Raw genomic sequence first — 17,069 nt, 5'->3', positions numbered from 1 at the left:
TTAAACCGCGCGCCACACCACCAGCGCCAGCAACAGCCAGGCGGCAATGAAGGCGACACCGCCCAGCGGCGTCACCGGCCCCAGCCAGCGCGGTCCGCCCAGGCACATCAGGTAAAGACTGCCGGAGAACAGCACCACGCCCGCCAGCATCAAACCGCCGGACCAGCGCAACAAGCCGCCCTGCCCCAGCTGCAACATGAGCAGCCCCACCGCCATCAGGCCCAGGGCGTGGACCAGCTGGTACTGCACGGCGGTTTCCCAGACGGCCAGCATGCGCTCGGACAAGCGGGCTCGCAGGGCGTGGGCACCGAAGGCGCCCAGGGCCACACCCAGGGCGGCGAGCAGGGCACCGGCGGTGAGAAGGAGTCTGGCGGTCATCGGTGGTTTGCTCCGCAGAAACTTCGCGGCAAGAAGCCGCTCCTACAAGGGCTTGTGGCTCGGGGTCAGCCGTAGCGGCCGCCGACGAAGGGGTTGCTGGCACGCTCCTCGCCGAAAGTAGACATGGGGCCGTGACCCGGCACGAAGCGCACATCGTCCCCCAAGGGGAAGAGCTTTTCACGGATGGAGCGGACCAGGGTCTCGTGGTCACCCAGCGGGAAATCGGTACGCCCGATGGACCCCTTGAACAGCACATCCCCCACCCAGGCGAGCCGCCCGGCCCGGTCGAAGAACACCACATGGCCCGGCGTGTGGCCGGGGCAATGCAGCACCTCCAGGGTGGTCTCGCCCACGGTGACCGTGTCGCCATCGTTCAGCCAGCGGTCCGGCGTGAAGCCCGGCACCTGGGCGAAGCCGAACATGCGCCCCTGCTCATCCAGCCGGTCCAGCCAGAAGCGTTCTTCTTCCTGGGGGCCTTCCACCGCCAGCCCGGTACGGGCCACCAACTCACCCACCGCGCCTACATGGTCGATGTGCCCGTGGGTGAGCAGAATCTTCTCCAGCTCCGCGCCGGTCTGCGCCACCGCCGCGAGAATGCGCTCCAGGTCGCCGCCCGGGTCGATCACCGCCGCCTTGTTGCTGGCCTCGTCCACCACAATGGAGCAGTTCTGCTGGAAGGGCGTGACGGGAACCACCGTCAGCTTCATGTCCGGACCTCCTGTGAAAACGGCGGATACACCGATGGGTGCCATTGGACCGTTCGTTCTACCCGCGGCCTTGCCACGGGCCGCGGCCTGGCGCAGAGTCCCTGTGGGATCAGTCTGGGCACCCCCTTTCGCGGTAGCCTAACGGAAGCACCCATTGTCCGCAGCGAAAAAATTGTTGCAATGCGTCAAACGAAGCTGCTATTGTGCATCGCAACAAGGGCGGACATACCGATCCCTTGGAACAGCAAGAACCCAAAGCGGAGGTTTTATTATGAACGAGCAGATCATGAAGAGCTGGGCCGAGCAGGTCGAGAAGATGACCCAGGGCTTTGGCCCGGCCCGCGACGCCGCCAAGTTCGGTGTGGACACCCTGGAGAAGATGATCAGCGCGCAGCTGGAATCCGCTCGCGCCTACTCCGAGCTGGCCGTGACCGAAGCGCGCGCCGCGCTGGAAGTGAAGGACCCCAAGGACCTGCAGAGCTACATCGAGCGTCAGCGCCAGCTGGTTGAGACTATCAACAGCCGCGTGAAGAATGACGCCGAGAAGGCCGTGTCCCTGAACCAGGACTTCGCCGCCAAGATCCGCGAGCTGGCCGAAGCCAACATCGCCGCTGCCACCAAGGCCTCCAAGGCCTGAGCAGCACCGGCACCCGGCGGGCCCCGGCCCGCTGAGCGCTGAGACAGAACGGCCCGAGAGCACAGGCTCCCGGGCCGTTTTTTTATGCCCCGCTCTTGCTCTCCGAGAAGAACCACGACCTGGACGCCGGGCGCTGTGGCCGGTGCCGGCTCCGGCGGACGTCGATGCAGCCGAGCATCGCAGCCGGAAGGGGATCAGCGAGCAGCCTGTTTGAGCGAAGCGAGTTTGGCTGCTCGCCCCCTTCCGGCGAGACGCGCAGGGAAGCCCCGGGCGCAGCCCGGGGCCAAATCGTGGGCCGCCGGAGCCGGCACCGGCCACAGCGCCCGGCACTCCACCAAGGGAATCTGGAAGCACTAATCCCAAGCTTCCAAAGGGCGCGTATAATCCCGCCCATGTCAGACGATTCCATCCGCATCCGTGGCGCCCGCCAGAACAACCTGAAAAACCTGGACCTGGACATTCCGCTGGGCGAACTGGTGGTGGTCACCGGGGTCTCCGGCTCGGGCAAGTCTTCACTGGCCTTCGACACCGTCTACTCCGAAGGCCAACGGCGCTACGTGGAGACCTTCTCCCCCTACGCCCGCCAGTTCCTGGACCGCATGGACAAGCCCGCGGTGGACCGCATCGAGGGCATCCCCCCGGCCATCGCCATCGACCAGACCAACCCGGTGCGCTCCTCCCGCTCCACCGTGGGCACCATGACCGAGCTCGACGACCACCTGAAGCTCCTCTACGCCCGTGCCGCCCGCCTCTACTGCCACGGCTGCGGGCGCCAGGTGCAACGGGAATCCGCCGACAGCATCTATGCCCGTCTGCTGCACCGGGCCGAAGGCGAGCGTGCCCACATCACCTTCCGCGCGCCCATCCCGGCGCGCATGGACGAGGAGCAACTGCGCGCCGAACTGGGCAAGCAGGGCTACAGCCGCATCCAGGCCCGGGAGGGCGACGCGTTGATCGTCGTGCAGGACCGTCTGCGCCTGGCGGCCGAGCGCCGCGAGCGGCTGATCGAGGCACTGGAAACCGCCCTGCGCCATGGTCGCGGCCGGCTGGCCGTCTACCCCCTGGATGAAAACCGCGAGCCCGGCGAACCCTGGCGCTTCTCCGCCGACCTGCACTGCGCCGACTGCGACATCGCCTACGCCGAGCCGGTCCCCAGCCTGTTCTCCTTCAACTCCCCCATGGGAGCCTGCGAGAGCTGCCGCGGCTTCGGCCGCACCATGGGCATCGACTATCGGCTGGTGATCCCCGACGAAACGAAGACCCTGGCCGAAGGCGCCATCAAGCCCTTCCAGACCCAGAGCAACAAGGAATACCAGGACGATCTGCTGCGCTATGCCCGCCTGCGTGGTGTGGCCACCGACATCCCCTGGCGGGACCTGCCGGAAGAAGACCGGGACTGGGTGGTCCGCGGCGAGGGCTCCCGCCGGCGCAAGGTCTGGTGGGGGGTGAAGCGCTACTTCGACTGGCTGGAATCCAAGAGCTACAAGATGCACGTGCGGGTGCAGCTCTCCAAGTACCGCAGCTACGACACCTGCGAAACCTGCCAGGGCGCACGCCTGAAACCCGAAGCCCTGGCCTGGCGGCTGGGCAGTCACGAGGACAGCGACGGAGTGCTGGAGCGCGACGCGCGCTTTCGCCCCGCCGGTCAGCGCCTGAGCAAACAGGCCTTCCTCGGCCTGCCGGGGCTGACCCTGCACGATGTCATGCTGCTGCCCATCGCCCGCGCCCGCCAGCTCTTCGAGCACGTGGAACTGCCCAAACCCCTGGACGAGGCCGCCGAGATCCTGCTCACCGAGATGCGCAACCGCCTGCGCTATCTGGACAGCGTGGGACTGGGCTACCTGACCCTGGACCGGCAGTCCCGCACCCTTTCCGGCGGCGAGGTGCAGCGCATCAACCTCACCACCGCCCTGGGCACCTCCCTGGTGAACACCCTGTTCGTGCTGGACGAGCCCAGCATCGGGCTGCACCCGCGGGACATGGACCGGATCAACCAGGTCATGCTGCGCCTGCGCGACGCCGGCAACACCCTGCTGGTGGTGGAGCACGACCCGGCGGTGATGCAGGCCGCCGATCGTATCCTCGACATAGGCCCCGGGCCCGGCGAGCACGGCGGCAATATCGTCTTCCATGACCGCCCCCAGGCCCTGCTGGAAGCACAGGACAGCGCCACCGCGGATTACCTCACCGGTCGGCGCCGGGTGGGCGAGCAGCGCGAGGCCATGCCTCCCGCCGAGCGCTGGCTGGAGGTGCGGGGCGCGGCCGAGCACAATCTCAAGCACCTCGATGTAAGCATTCCGCTCAATCGGCTCGCCTGCCTCACCGGCGTTTCCGGCTCCGGCAAGTCCACCCTGATGCGCGAGGTGCTGTTCAACGCCCTGGCCAAGCTCAAGGGCCACCCGGAGGAGCCCGCCGGGGCGCATGAGACGATCATCGGCCATGAGCACATCGACGATGTGGTGCTGGTGGACCAATCCGCCATAGGCCGCACCACCCGCTCCAACCCGGCCAGCTACGTGGGCGCCTTCGACACCGTGCGCAAGGCCTTCGCCGCCGAGCCCCTGAGCATCGAGCGGGGCTACAAGCCCGGCACCTTCAGCTTCAATGCCGGCAACGGCCGCTGCCCCACCTGCTCCGGCAACGGCTTCGAGCACGTGGAGATGCAATTCCTGAGCGATGTGTACATCCGCTGCCCGGACTGCGACGGCACCCGTTACCGCCCGGAAATTCTGGAGGTGAAGCTCGCCCCCGCCGCGGGGCTGGACGCGCCGCCGGCCTCCATCGCCGATGTGCTGGCCATGACCGTCACCGAGGCCTGCGCCTTCTTCGCCGACTACCCCGAGCTGCAGCGCAGCCTGGAGCCGCTGCAGGCGGTGGGGCTGGGTTACCTGACCCTGGGCCAGCCGGTACCCACCCTTTCCGGCGGCGAGGCCCAGCGGCTCAAGCTCGCCGGGCACCTGGCGAAAAGTGCGGGCAAGCGCCGCCGCCAGAAGTTGCTGTTCCTGTTCGACGAACCCACCACCGGCCTGCACTTCCAGGACGTGGAGGTGCTGCTGCAGGCCTTCCAGCGGCTGTTGGACGAGGGGCACTCGCTGCTGATCATCGAACACAACCTGGACCTGATCCGTGCCGCCGACTGGCTGATCGACCTGGGGCCGGAAGGCGGCGAAGCCGGCGGGGAGTTGCTGGCGGCGGGCACGCCGGCGGATCTGATGCAGGTGGAAAGCAGCCACACCGGGCAGGCCTTGAAGGCGGAGATCGCCCGGATCGCGGCCATGCGCCGCCCTCACAGCGAGGAGCCATCGCCCATAGGCGCGGCGCATGGCCGCGAATCCCCGATCCGCGAACCCACGAGCACCCAACAGGCCATCGCCATCCACGGCGCCCGCGAGCACAACCTCAAAAACGTGGATGTGCGCATTCCCCGCAACAAGCTCACGGTGATCACCGGCCTGTCCGGCTCCGGCAAGTCCACCCTGGCCTTCGACATCCTCTTCAACGAGGGCCAGCGTCGGTACCTGGAATCGCTGAACGCCTACGCGCGCCAGTTCGTGCAGCCCGCCGCCCGCCCGGACCTGGACGCCATCGAGGGTATCCCGCCCACCGTGGCCATCGAGCAGCGCACCAGCCGCGGCGGACGCAAGAGCACCGTGGCGACACTGACCGAGCTGCACCATTACCTGCGCCTGATGTTCGTGAAGCTGGGCACCCAGCACTGCCCCGACTGTGAAGTGCCCATAGAGGCCCAGAGCGCCGAGGCGATCCTGGCCCGCATCCTGCGCGAGCACCGGGGCCGGGAGATCACCCTGCTCGCCCCGCTGGTGCAGGCCCGCAAGGGCTACTACACCGATCTGGCGAAATGGGCGGCGAACAAGGGCTTCGAACAGCTGCGCGTGGACGGCGAGTATCTGCCCACCGCGGATTGGCCGCGCCTGGACCGCTACCAGGAGCACGATATCGAGTTGCCGGTGGCGACACTCGCCGTCAGCGCCCAGGCCGAAGCCGTCTTGCGCGAACAACTGCACCGCGCCCTGGACTATGGCAAGGGTCTGGTGAAACTGGCCGGGGGCGAGCGCGAACAACTGCTCTCCACCGAACGGGCCTGCCCCGGCTGCGGGCGCAGCTTCCCCGAACTGGATCCGCGCCTGTTCTCCTACAACTCCAAGCACGGCTGGTGCGAGCGCTGCTACGGCACCGGCGAACAGCTACCCGGCTTCGACGCCGAACAATCCGGCGAGGAAGCCGCCTGGGAAGACGCCGAGGCGGGCGCCTGCCCGGCCTGTGACGGCCGCCGCCTGAACCCCACCGCTCTTGCCGTGCGCTTTCAGGGCCGCAGCATCGCCGACTACACCGCCCGCTCGGTCAGCGAGGCCGGCGCCTTCTTCGGCGAACTGCAGCTGCAGGGCCGCGAGGCCGCCGTGGCCCGGGACATACTGCCGGAACTGCGCGCACGGCTCGCCTTCCTGGAAGAAGTGGGGCTGGGCTATCTCAGCCTGGACCGGGCGGCCCCTACGCTGTCCGGCGGCGAAGCCCAGCGCATCCGCCTGGCCGCCCAGCTGGGCTCCAACCTGCAAGGCGTGTGCTATGTGATGGACGAGCCCACCATCGGCCTGCACCCGCGGGACAACCGCATGCTGCTGGACACCCTGGCCCGCCTGGAGGGCAAGGGGAATACCATCGTGGTGGTGGAGCACGACGAGGACACCATCCGGCGCGCCGAGCATGTGATCGATCTCGGCCCCGGCGCCGGCCGGCGCGGCGGCCAGGTGATCGCCGCCGGCGATGTGGACGCCCTGCTCGCCAACCCCGATTCGGTCACCGGCCGTTATCTGGCCAGGCCGCTGAAACACCCCCTGCTGGAACAGCGCCGCCCCGCGGCGGAGCAAAGCCTGCGCATCCGCGACGCCCGGCTCCACAATCTGCGGGGTCTGGACGTGGACATCCCCCTGCAGCGTCTGGTCTGCGCCACCGGGGTCTCCGGCTCCGGCAAATCGTCGTTGATCCGCGGCGTGCTGCACGCCAATCTGCGCCGCGCCCTGCAAGCAAAGAAAGGCGATACCGTGGACTGGCAGGCCTGCGCGGCGCTGGAAGGTTTCCAGGCCGTGGACCGGGTGCTGGAGGTGGACCAGACCCCCATCGGCAAGACGCCGCGCTCCTGCCCGGCTACCTACGTGGGTTTCTGGGACGAGATCCGCAAGCTCTTCGCCCAGACCCAGGAGGCGCGTCTGCGCGGCTACGCCCCGGGGCGCTTCTCCTTCAACACCGCCGATGGCCGCTGCCCCGGCTGCGAGGGCCAGGGCATGAAGAAGATCGAGATGAGCTTCCTGCCCGATGTGGCCGTGCCCTGCGAGCTCTGCCACGGCCAGCGTTTCACCCCGGAAACCCTGTCCGCCCTGTACAAGGACCGCTCGGTGGGCGAAGTGCTGCAGATGAACGTGGACGAGGCGGTGGAGTTCTTCGCCCCGGTGCCCAAGGTGCACCACCCGCTGGCCTTGCTGCAGGACGTGGGCCTGGGCTATCTCACCCTGGGCCAGCCCAGCCCGACGCTGTCCGGCGGCGAGGCCCAGCGAATCAAACTGGTCACCGAGCTGGCCAAGGCCCGGCCCAATCTGCGTGCCCGACGCTCACCCCACACCCTGTACGTGCTGGACGAGCCCAGCGTGGGGCTGCACATGGCCGACGTGGAGAAACTGATCCGCGTGCTGCACCGGCTGGTGGACGCGGGCAACACCGTGGTGCTGGTGGAGCACAACCTGGACCTGATCGCGGAAGCCGATCATCTGCTGGACCTGGGCCCGGAAGGCGGCGATGCCGGCGGGCAGCTGGTGGCGGCCGGCACGCCGGAGGAAGTGGCCGCGGGTGACGGTCACACGGCGCGGGTTTTGAAGGAATTCCTGAACCATCACGGTTTGTGAGGTAGTGGTCGGGGAACCGGACCCCGGGGACAACCGTGCAGCGCCGCGTAGCCGGGATGCAGCCGAAGGCGGACTCGAGGATCCCCCTACGCCCCGACCGGCTTTTTGATACCATCCCGCCATCGCAATACGAGCTCCGGAGGCACAGAGCAATGGCAGAGCAAGGCATGGACATCAAGATGGACCCCAACAGCCTGTATCGGGAAGAGGTCTTCACCGATCGCACCATGGGCACCATCATGCGCATGACCCCGGTAGACGCCGAGGGCAACCGCGACGATAGCCGCGACGTGGTCTACGTGGGCCAGACCCAGGTGATGACCCCGGCCGGCGCCCTGCCCCTGAGCTTCGAGCTGCGGGGCAAGGACCTGGCGGAAGCCGCCGAAGGATTCGGCCCGGCGGCGGAAAAGGCGCTGGAAGAAACCATGGAGAAGCTCAAGGAGATGCGCCGCGAACAGGCCAGTGGTCTGGTGATCCCCGGCGCCGAGGGCGTGGACCCCTTCGGCGGCCAGGGCGGCCCCGGCGGCATGCCGGGCGGCGGCAAGATCCAGCTGCGCTGATTTTCCCGCGCCGCCCGGTGCCCGACAAGCACCGTCGGGCACCGGGCGCGAGCCGGACCCGCCCCTCACCGCGCGGAGGCACCGCATGCCGAGCATCCTGCTGTCCCTGGTGGCCGTCGTCGGCGGCATCGTGCTGCTGATCTGGAGCGCGGACCGCTTCGTCGAAGGCTCCGCCGGCACGGCGCGGCACTTCAATGTCTCGCCCCTGTTGATCGGCATGCTCATCGTCGGCTTCGGCACTTCGGCCCCGGAGGTACTGGTGTCGGTGCTCGCCGCCTGGCAGGGCAATCCGGGCCTGGGCCTGGGCAACGCCTTCGGCTCCAACATCACCAATATCGCGCTGATCCTCGGCGTCACGGCCCTGCTCTACCCGGTGGCGGTGCACTCGCGCATCATCCGCAAGGAACTGCCCGTACTCATCGGCATCACCGCGCTGGCCATCGGGCTGGCCTGGGACGGGCATTATTCCCGGCTGGACGCGGCCGCGCTGCTGCTGGTGTTCCTGGCGCTGATGGGCTGGTCGGTATGGGAAGGTCTGCATCAGCGGGAGGACGCCCTGGCCGCGGAGCTCGCCAGCGAATACGCCGGCCAGCAAGACGCGGCCAAGCTGGGGCGCAACGTGTTCTGGCTGCTGCTGGGGCTGGTGCTGTTGATCGCCAGCTCCCGGGTATTGGTCTGGGGGGCGGTGAACATCGCCCAGTGGCTGGGGGTGAGTGATCTGGTCATCGGCCTCACGGTGATCGCCGTCGGCACCAGCCTGCCGGAACTGGCCTCGACCCTGAGCGCGGTGCGCAAGCAGGAACACGACATCGCCCTGGGCAACATCATCGGCTCGAACTTCTTCAACACCCTGCTGGTGGTGGGTCTGGCGATCATGGTCCAGCCCACGGCCCTGCCGCCGGAACTGTTGAGCCGAGACCTGCCGGTGATGGGCGCGCTGACCCTGCTGCTGTTCGTGATGGCCTACGGCATCCGCGGACCCGGGCGGGTCAACCGGGTGGAAGGGGGAGCCCTGGTGGGGATTTACGTGGCGTATACCGCGTATCTGCTTGTCAGCAATATGCCGGGGTGAGGGCTGAGCAATCGCGGCCATGAGCCGCTCCTGAATCGCCTTCAAAGTGCCGGCAAAGAAAACCGCCGACCATAAAACCCCTCCAGCGCCTCGATGAAACACTGCGCCCGGGGCGGGAAGTCCCGCTGCGCATATGCCGTCAAGGCCTCGTGCACCCGCCGGGCGAAGGCCTCCCGATCCACCGGCGCGCCGTCCAGATTGTCCACGCTCACCCGGAACCGAAAGCCGGCGGCAATGGAAAACGCCCATTCCAGCGCCTGGGGCCGGGCCTCCACCTGCTCGAACAGCGCCTGCTGCTCGGCGTCTCGCCCGTCCGGCGCGTACCAGTAACCGTAATCCACCCGCGTCCGGCGATCTGCCCCGGCAATGCACCAGTGGGCCGTCTCGTGCAAGGCGCTGGCATAGAACCCGTGGGCGAAGATCACCCGATGGCGCGGATGATCGTGGTCGGCCGGCAGATACAAGGGCTCGCCCCCGCCACGCAGCAGCACGGTATTGTGGCTGTGCTCGAAGCAGGCGGCGAACAGGCGGATCAGGTCATCGGGGTCGTGCGTTGTCGCGGACAGGGCGGCCATGGGGGCTCCGGCGAAACTGGGAAGCCGCCATGATAACAAGCCACCGACACTCACCCACGAAAAAGACCAGCGCCCATCAGCAGTGTCCGCGACGCTTACTGATGGTACTCGGGGAGATGTTTCCATCGCCGCGAGGAGGCTGGTCTGTCACCTGTGTGGAACTCCGCGGCGAAGGCGGTATCAAAACCGACGTTCCGTCAGCGAAGCCACTCAGGCTATAAAGTTTACTAGGGGCAGCGTCAGAACTCTTCAAGGGTGTTGTCGCCCTTTGCACACAACTTGTTAGGCCCTGGCCACGCTGGCAGACTGAGCCCCACATGCAAAGCAGAGGTTGACTGATGCCCCAACGCGTTATCGCTAGCACCCTGATTCTCGCCCTGGCGCTCATCGCGGCGCCCGCCCTCGCCCAGCAGGGCGGCCAGGCCCCGCAGCCCGGTGCCGCGCAACAGCAGCAGCAGCCGGACCCCCGTGAGCAGGAATTCATGCAGGCTCGTCAGAGGCTGCAGCAGCTGCAGCAGGAACTGGGCCAGATCCAGCGGCAGGCGGTGGAAGGCAGTGAGGTACTGCTGCAGCAGCAGGAAGAGCTGCAGAAGCTGATCGCCGACACCATGGAAGAGAACGGCTTCGATGCCCGCGCCCGCTGGGACGAGCTCAATGCCATGGTCGAGGAACTGCAGAGCGGCGAACTGGCCGAGGAAGCCCAGCAGGAAATGGTGCAAGAGTTCCGCAGCAAGCAGCAGGCCTTCCAGCAGGCCCAGCAGCAGGCCCTGTCCACCGAGGCGGTGCAGCAGGCTGCCCGGGACTTCCAGCAGGACACCCTGGAAGCCATGAAGAAACTGGATCCGAAGACCGACCAGCTGATCGCCGACATCCGCGAACAGCAGCAGACCATGCAGCGGATCTTCCAGAGCATTCAGCAGGAGCGTCAGCAGAGCTCCACCGGCGGCTGATCGCCGCGCCGCCCCCCCGGGGTGGCACGCAAAGCCCAAACCGCCGCCGGCAGGCTTGACCCGCTTCCCGGCGGCGGCGTATGTTTGGGCCATGCCTATTCGAACCTGCGCACTACTACGACTGAGCAGCCCGGCCTCCTGAAGGAGCGTCGGGGCATTTCCGTTCAGTCGTTTTCGTAGTCAGGCAGGTTTTCTTCGATGCCACACCCGTTTTCCCCCAGCGTCCTCGTCCGTCATTCGAACGGCGGTTTCGCCTCGGCCTGCCGCCAGGCCAACATCTTCTGCGCGCTGCTGCTTTCTCTACTGCGACTGCCCCACGGTCATCGGGCCTAGTGGCCGCCTGATGGCCGTAACCGAGCCACGTCTCCACGTTTTCGGTTGACCAGCAGCTACCAAGGAGCGCGCCATGAGCCGCCGCAGTTTCGAGAAATACCGCCCCTACGCCCCCGTCGCCCTGCCCGATCGCCAGTGGCCGAGCCGGGTCATCGACCGCGCCCCCACCTGGTGCAGCGTGGACCTGCGCGACGGCAACCAGGCCCTGATCGAACCCATGAACGCCGAGCGCAAGCACCGCATGTTCGACATGCTGGTGAGCCTCGGCTTCAAGGAAATCGAGGTAGGCTTCCCCGCCGCCTCCCAGACCGACTACGACTTCGTGCGCGAACTCATCGAGCAGGAACGCATCCCCCGGGACGTCACCATCCAGGTGCTCACCCAGTCCCGGGAGCACCTGATCCGCCGCAGCTTCGAGGCCGTGCGCGGGGCGCGCCGGGTGATCATGCATCTCTACAATTCCACCTCCACGGTGCAGCGCCGGGTGGTGTTCGGCCTGGACCGGGCGGGAATCGTGCGGATCGCCGAGGAAGGCGCGCGCCTGGTCGCCGAGGAAGCCGCGGCCCAGCCCGATACCGACTGGGTGTTCCAGTACTCTCCCGAGAGCTTCACCGGCACCGAGCTGGATTTCGCCGTGGAGATCGTCGACGCGGTGAACGCCATCTGGCAACCCACGCCGGAACGGCCCAGCATCATCAACCTGCCGGCCACGGTGGAAATGGCCACCCCCAACGTCTATGCCGACCAGATCGAGTGGTTCGGCCGCCATGTGGCGAACCGCGAGAGCATCGTACTCAGCGTGCACCCGCACAATGACAGGGGCACTGGCGTGGCCGCCGCGGAGCTGGCGGTGATGGCCGGCGCGGACCGGGTGGAAGGCACCCTGTTCGGCAACGGCGAGCGCACCGGCAATGTGGACATCGTCACCCTGGCGATGAACCTGCACACCCAGGGCGTGGACCCGGAGCTGGATTTCTCCGACATCAACCCGGTGATCCGCTGCGCCGAGTACTGCAACCAGTTGCCGGTGCACCCGCGCCACCCTTACGCCGGGGAGCTGGTGTTCACCGCCTTCTCCGGCTCCCACCAGGACGCCATCAACAAGGGCTTCAAGGCCCGCGCCCAGGCGCCCGACGGCTACTGGGAGGTGCCCTACCTGCCCATCGACCCGCAGGATCTGGGCCGCAGCTACGAGGCGGTGATCCGCATCAACAGCCAATCCGGCAAGGGCGGCATCGCGTATGTGCTGGAACGAGACCACGGCCTGGAGATGCCCAGGCGCATGCAGATCGAGTTCAGCCAGGTGGTGCAGGCGGTGACCGACCGCAGCGGGCGGGAACTCACCGCCGAGGAGATCTGGCAGGCCTGTCGGCGGGAGTACCTGGAGAACGCCGAACCCCTGGTGTTGCTCGATTACCGTGAAGCCACCGAGGCCGACCGGCGGGACCGCCTCAGCGCCCGGGTGCGCTTCCAGGGCGAAGAGCACCTGATCAGCGCCCGGGGCAACGGGCCGCTGGAGGCCTTCGTCAACGCCCTGCGCGATGGTCTCGGTCTGGAGCTGGAGGTGGCCGACTACCGCGAGCACGCGGTGGGCCGGGGCGCGAAGGCCCAGGCCGTGGCCTACGTGGAAGTGCAGACCGGTGACGGCTTCAGCTTGTTCGGCATGGGCCGAGACGGAAACATCCTCACCGCGTCCCTGCAGGCGCTCACGAGCGCCGTGAACCGCGCAGACCGAGCCGGCCGCCTCGGCCGCGTGGAGTCCCGGGCGCGGGAGGCCTGATACGCGCAGAAGCTCCGCGTATACGCGATACATCCGCGGGCGGAATCGAGGATTCCCCTCGGACCTGGAACAAGAACGGCGCCTCAGGGCGCTGTTCTTCCTCCCACGCCCCGATCAGACGTCAGGAACAGGATGCACATGTTCATCATTCGACCGATCAGCCCTGCGGTGTGAAAATGAAGAAATTCCTCCTCACGGCGACCCCACTGCTCTGTGCCCTGCTGATGACAAAATTGGCGAGTGCCGCAGAGGCATGGCAACGCTACGAGTCCTATCAGATCACCGCGCGCAATGCTCCTCGCCAACTCGTTGATCCGGACTACCTGTCTCCACGGTTGATCGCCAACTACCGCGCGGCTTCGGACGAGACAAAGGAGCAGATGCTCGGCATGTTCGCGTTCCCCAACTGGTTCGCGCGCGTTGACAGTCACCATGAAGCAAGAACCGCGCGAGGCCATTGCCTGACGGTGAACGGCTACTCCGACGAGGCCGAATGGCTTACGGCGTCGCTGCTATATGTGCCGGCGCAAGCCGGACTCGTGCTGGATGATGCAGATATCGCTTTCCATGAGAGCCAGGCTGATCAACCTGATGGGGCTCAATGTCCGAAGGATGCTCGGGTTCCGCTTCCGCAGCCGGGTCGGGGTAGATGACACCACGTTTTAATGGGTTCATCGCGGGTTAGGCCTCGAATTCACCGAAGGTCATTGGACGATCAACTGATGGATTCAACCGAGGCTGAACGCAAAGCACATTTGAGGCGAGTAGCAGCGTACGGAGGTGCTCTCGCCCTATCCGCCCCCGCCTGGGCCATGCTGTTTTACGCCCCACCATTGGGAGACCACCTCACAGGGGTGCTAGCGTTGAAATACTGGCTGGTCGCGGTCTGCGCAACCACAGCAGCTTTAGGACGCATGTTCATGAAGCGCCTCACAGCCCACGACGCCAAGCAGGAAGACTGATAAACCAAGCCCCCCCAAACCAATCAGTCAAGCCGCCGTTGGGCATTTGTAGCGTAGTGCGCAACGCGCTACACTCCCCGCATGATCAAGTCGTTCCGACACAAGGGACTACGGCGCTTCTACCAGTCCGGAAGCCTTGCCGGGATCCAAGCGCAGCACGCCAAGCGGCTACGGATGCAGTTGGCGGCCCTCGACACTGCCGCTAGCGTGGACGACATGGACATCCCCGGCTTCCGTCTGCACCCATTGAAGGGCAGCGCCAGCGCACGCTGGTCGGTCTGGGTAAGCGGGAACTGGCGTTTGACGTTCGAGTTTCGTGATGGCAACGCCTACGTTTTGGATTACGAGGACTATCACTGATGGCTATGCACAATCCACCGCATCCGGGCGAGTTCATCCGCGAGGTCTACCTCGAGCCGTTCGGACTGAGCGCGCGGCACCTGGCGGCGAAGCTCAAGGTTTCGCCCTCTACCGTTGCGCGGGTCCTCCAGGGCCGGAGCGCGGTTAGCCCCGAGATGGCGTTGCGTCTTTCCAAGGCCGTGGGCCGCTCCCCGGAAAGCTGGCTTGCCATGCAGGACATGCACGATCTCTGGGCTGCGCGGTTGAGAGTGAACCTGGACGGCGTCGAGCAACTGCAGTTCGAAGAGCCCGAGAACGGGATGCAGCCGACGCGCTAAAGCGCGCGGCTGATCCCGAGCGGTTAGCGGGAAGCCACCAACTGCTTTGCCGATCCGGACAGCATGAAGATACGCGCCTGAGCATCTGTGGCGGCGGGCGTAGCCGGGCCGAATCGTGGACCGCCCCAGGCCGTACCCACCCCGGAGCCGGCGCCAGCGTCACACGCCTTGCCCTGGGGCCGTCTTCCTCTTTCCCCCCGCCTCCCAAGCCGCTAGCATCCCAGCCACCAGACCAATAACAACGTGGTACCCCCATGCTTCGCGCCGCCGTCCTGAGCCTGCTCTGGCTTTTCCTTGCCGCCGTCAGTGCCCTGCTGGGCGCCTGGGCTCTGCAGCAGGGCTTCGACACTCTCAAGGTGTTCCGCCAGATGGAGCTCATTCCCCGAGCCGAACTGGCCGCCGCCCTGCCCGGCGAATTGAACGGCGCCGGCTACGCACGCGTGTACCGGCGCACACTGAACGCCCCGGACACCGGCACTCGAAGCCTCTATTACCGCTATACGGTAGAGCGACGGGAGCGGGATGCCGAGGGCAACACCCGCTGGGTCACGGTACGAGACCAGCAGCAGGCGGTGCCCTTCACCCTGGAAGACGGCACCGGCGAGATACGCGTGCAACCCGGGAACCTGCGTGCCGACCTGGCCGCCGATCACGAAACCATCCGCGGCAACCGGCGATACCGAGAATACCGAATAGAACCCGGCGACCGCGTTCACGTACTCGGCTATGCCCGCGTGGCTACGGACGGCAGCCTGGAGCTGGGCTTCACGGCTCCCGGCAGCTACCAGCCCACGCTCTCCGATCGCACGGAAACGGAGACCCGCCGCCGGCATGCCTTCCACAGCCTGCTGCTGATGCTCGCCGGTATGAGCGGCCTGAGCCTGGCGGCCATGCTGCTGTGTTTCGCCCTGCGGGTGCACCAGACCGCACTGCTGCTGGGCGTCACCGCCAGCGTGCTGATCACTCTGATCGTCTCACTGGGGCTGCGCACCGCGCGTCAGGATGCGCAGGATGCGCTGGCCTACCAGCAACGCCTGGATGCTGTGGGCGAGCAGTTGGTGGGCCAGCTATTCCAGCAACACAATCTCTACTGGAATGGCGACTGGCAGGCACTGGCCGACGAGCAGCCGCGCCAGGCAGCCTTGCCGGAGTACGATCGCTACCGCGTGGACCGCATGCGCCTGTACCTGCACCGCGCCAGCCTGCGCAGCCAACAACTGGCCGAGCGCTGGCCGGAAGCCTGGTTCCTGCCCGCGGAACTGCCCGAGCCGCGGCCCCTGCACCCGCGGGAGCGGTCGGAGCTCCAGCGCCTGGAGGCGCAGTTCCAGCCCACCCGTCTCGCCCACTGGCAGGGTCTGCTGTTGGGGTTGGGCGGCCTGCTGGGGGCGGCGCTGCTGGGCGGCTGGGGCTTTCGCCATGTACGCCTCAAGCGCCTGATCGAGAACCTGCCCTTCACGCCACTGCAGGGTGTGAGCTACGGGCTGACCGAAGTGCAGGGCACGGTACGCGCCCCCGACGGCGAGCAGGCCCTCGCGGGGCCACTCACCGGACGGCCTTGCGTGAGCTATGAATACCGGGTGCAGGAGCGCCGCGGCAGTGGCAAGAACCAGCGCTGGGTGACCATCGAGAAACGCGCCCAGCGCATGCCGTTCATGCTCACGGACCGGGACGAGCGCCTGCGGGTGGACCCCGACGGCGCCGAGATCATCAGCCGCCACCGCGACAAACGGCGCCAGGGGCGCCTGCGCTACTTCGAGACCCGGCTGGAGCCCGGCGACTGGCTCTATGCGCTGGGCAACGCGCGGCTCAGTGAGGCGGATGACGCCCTGGAGCTCGCCGAGGGCGAGGCCGACAGCCCCTACCTGCTGAGCAACTACAGCGAACGGGAGGTGATGCTGCGCAAGGCCCGACTGGGCTTTCTGCTGCTGGTGCTGGGCATGAGCGGCGGCGCATCCCTGGCCCTGGGACTGGCCGGCGGCCTGGGCGCCTTCGGCGCACTGCCCTGGCTGCTCTGCGCCGCCGTGCCGTTGCTCTACGCGGTGCTGGTGCTGGCCGCCCTGATGTACAACGATCTGATCTTCCTTCGCCAACGCATTCGCGCCACCTGGGGCAATATCGAGGTCGCCCTGCGCAAACGCTTCGACCTGATCCCCAACCTGCAGGCGGCGGTGCGCGGCTACATGGACCATGAACGGGGCCTGCAGACTCAGCTGGTCAAGTTGCGCGGGCAGCTGGACCAGGCCCACTTCAGCGAAGCCGAGAGCGAGGCGGTGTTAAGCACGGAACACGCCGTCAAGCGCCACCTGATGGCACTGGTGGAGCGCTACCCGGAACTCAAGGCCGACGAGGGCCTGCGCCGCTTGATGCGCTCACTGAGCAGGCTGGAGCAGGAAGTGGCGGCCATGCGGGCAGGTTACTTCAACGCCCAGGAGCGCTACGACACCCGCCGGACACAATTCCCCGAGGTGCTCATCGCCCGCCTGTTCCGCTTCGGCAACCTGGAAGCCGGCCGAGTCTGAGCCT

The 17,069-nt window shown here is 67.0% G+C and carries 13 protein-coding genes; 10 read left to right on the top strand and 3 right to left on the bottom strand.

The features are described from left to right. Both GBG68_RS02225 and GBG68_RS02220 read right to left on the bottom strand, forming a co-directional pair. Positions 1-378, bottom strand: a complete 378-nt coding sequence (locus tag GBG68_RS02225) for a DUF423 domain-containing protein (RefSeq protein WP_152144667.1) — start codon at positions 376-378, stop codon at positions 1-3. 65 nt (positions 379-443) lie between these two features. Further along, positions 444-1,085, bottom strand: coding sequence for an MBL fold metallo-hydrolase (locus GBG68_RS02220; protein WP_152144665.1), 642 nt, complete (start codon positions 1,083-1,085; stop codon positions 444-446). Between the two features lie 271 nt (positions 1,086-1,356). Between GBG68_RS02220 and GBG68_RS02215 the strand changes: the two genes are divergently transcribed. From GBG68_RS02215 to GBG68_RS02200, 4 genes are all read left to right on the top strand, one after another. Continuing rightward, positions 1,357-1,722, top strand: coding sequence for a phasin family protein (locus GBG68_RS02215; protein WP_152144663.1), 366 nt, complete (start codon positions 1,357-1,359; stop codon positions 1,720-1,722). A gap of 392 nt (positions 1,723-2,114) precedes the next feature. Further along, complete coding sequence (gene uvrA, locus GBG68_RS02210) at positions 2,115-7,637, top strand: excinuclease ABC subunit UvrA (RefSeq protein ID WP_152144661.1); 5,523 nt, start codon at positions 2,115-2,117, stop codon at positions 7,635-7,637. 152 nt (positions 7,638-7,789) lie between these two features. Next, a complete protein-coding gene (locus GBG68_RS02205) occupies positions 7,790-8,197 on the top strand; it encodes a hypothetical protein (RefSeq protein WP_152144659.1) in 408 nt (135 codons plus the stop codon). An 85-nt stretch (positions 8,198-8,282) separates the two neighbouring features. Further along, on the top strand, positions 8,283-9,269 hold the full coding sequence (locus GBG68_RS02200; RefSeq protein WP_152765383.1) for a calcium/sodium antiporter: 987 nt from the start codon (positions 8,283-8,285) through the stop codon (positions 9,267-9,269). A 41-nt stretch (positions 9,270-9,310) separates the two neighbouring features. Here the strand turns inward: GBG68_RS02200 and GBG68_RS02195 are convergent, their stop codons facing one another. Beyond that, positions 9,311-9,844: an elongation factor P hydroxylase gene (locus tag GBG68_RS02195; RefSeq protein ID WP_152144657.1), complete on the bottom strand. Its 534-nt coding sequence runs from the start codon at positions 9,842-9,844 to the stop codon at positions 9,311-9,313. A 338-nt stretch (positions 9,845-10,182) separates the two neighbouring features. On the opposite strand from GBG68_RS02195, the gene GBG68_RS02190 reads away from it, so the two are divergent. The 6 genes from GBG68_RS02190 (at position 10,183) to GBG68_RS02165 (ending at position 17,065) form a co-directional block, all read left to right on the top strand. Further along, positions 10,183-10,794, top strand: a complete 612-nt coding sequence (locus GBG68_RS02190) for a hypothetical protein (protein WP_152144655.1) — start codon at positions 10,183-10,185, stop codon at positions 10,792-10,794. A gap of 406 nt (positions 10,795-11,200) precedes the next feature. Beyond that, positions 11,201-12,907 carry a 2-isopropylmalate synthase gene (gene leuA, locus GBG68_RS02185; protein ID WP_152144653.1) on the top strand — a complete coding sequence of 569 codons (1,707 nt, stop codon included), beginning with the start codon at positions 11,201-11,203 and terminating at the stop codon, positions 12,905-12,907. A gap of 176 nt (positions 12,908-13,083) precedes the next feature. After that, on the top strand, positions 13,084-13,560 hold the full coding sequence (locus GBG68_RS02180) for a hypothetical protein (protein WP_152144651.1): 477 nt from the start codon (positions 13,084-13,086) through the stop codon (positions 13,558-13,560). A 390-nt stretch (positions 13,561-13,950) separates the two neighbouring features. After that, positions 13,951-14,229, top strand: coding sequence for a type II toxin-antitoxin system RelE/ParE family toxin (locus tag GBG68_RS02175; RefSeq protein ID WP_152144649.1), 279 nt, complete (start codon positions 13,951-13,953; stop codon positions 14,227-14,229). Next, on the top strand, positions 14,229-14,546 hold the full coding sequence (locus tag GBG68_RS02170; protein WP_152144646.1) for a HigA family addiction module antitoxin: 318 nt from the start codon (positions 14,229-14,231) through the stop codon (positions 14,544-14,546). The genes GBG68_RS02175 and GBG68_RS02170 overlap by 1 nt, the downstream gene beginning before the upstream one ends. A gap of 254 nt (positions 14,547-14,800) precedes the next feature. Beyond that, positions 14,801-17,065, top strand: a complete 2,265-nt coding sequence (locus GBG68_RS02165; protein ID WP_152144644.1) for a LemA family protein — start codon at positions 14,801-14,803, stop codon at positions 17,063-17,065. The last annotated feature ends 4 nt before the right edge of the window (positions 17,066-17,069 follow it).

Source organism: Alkalilimnicola sp. S0819 (assembly GCF_009295635.1).
Taxonomy (GTDB): domain Bacteria; phylum Pseudomonadota; class Gammaproteobacteria; order Nitrococcales; family WHIW01; genus S0819.
This window is presented reverse-complemented; position numbering and strand designations above follow the sequence as displayed.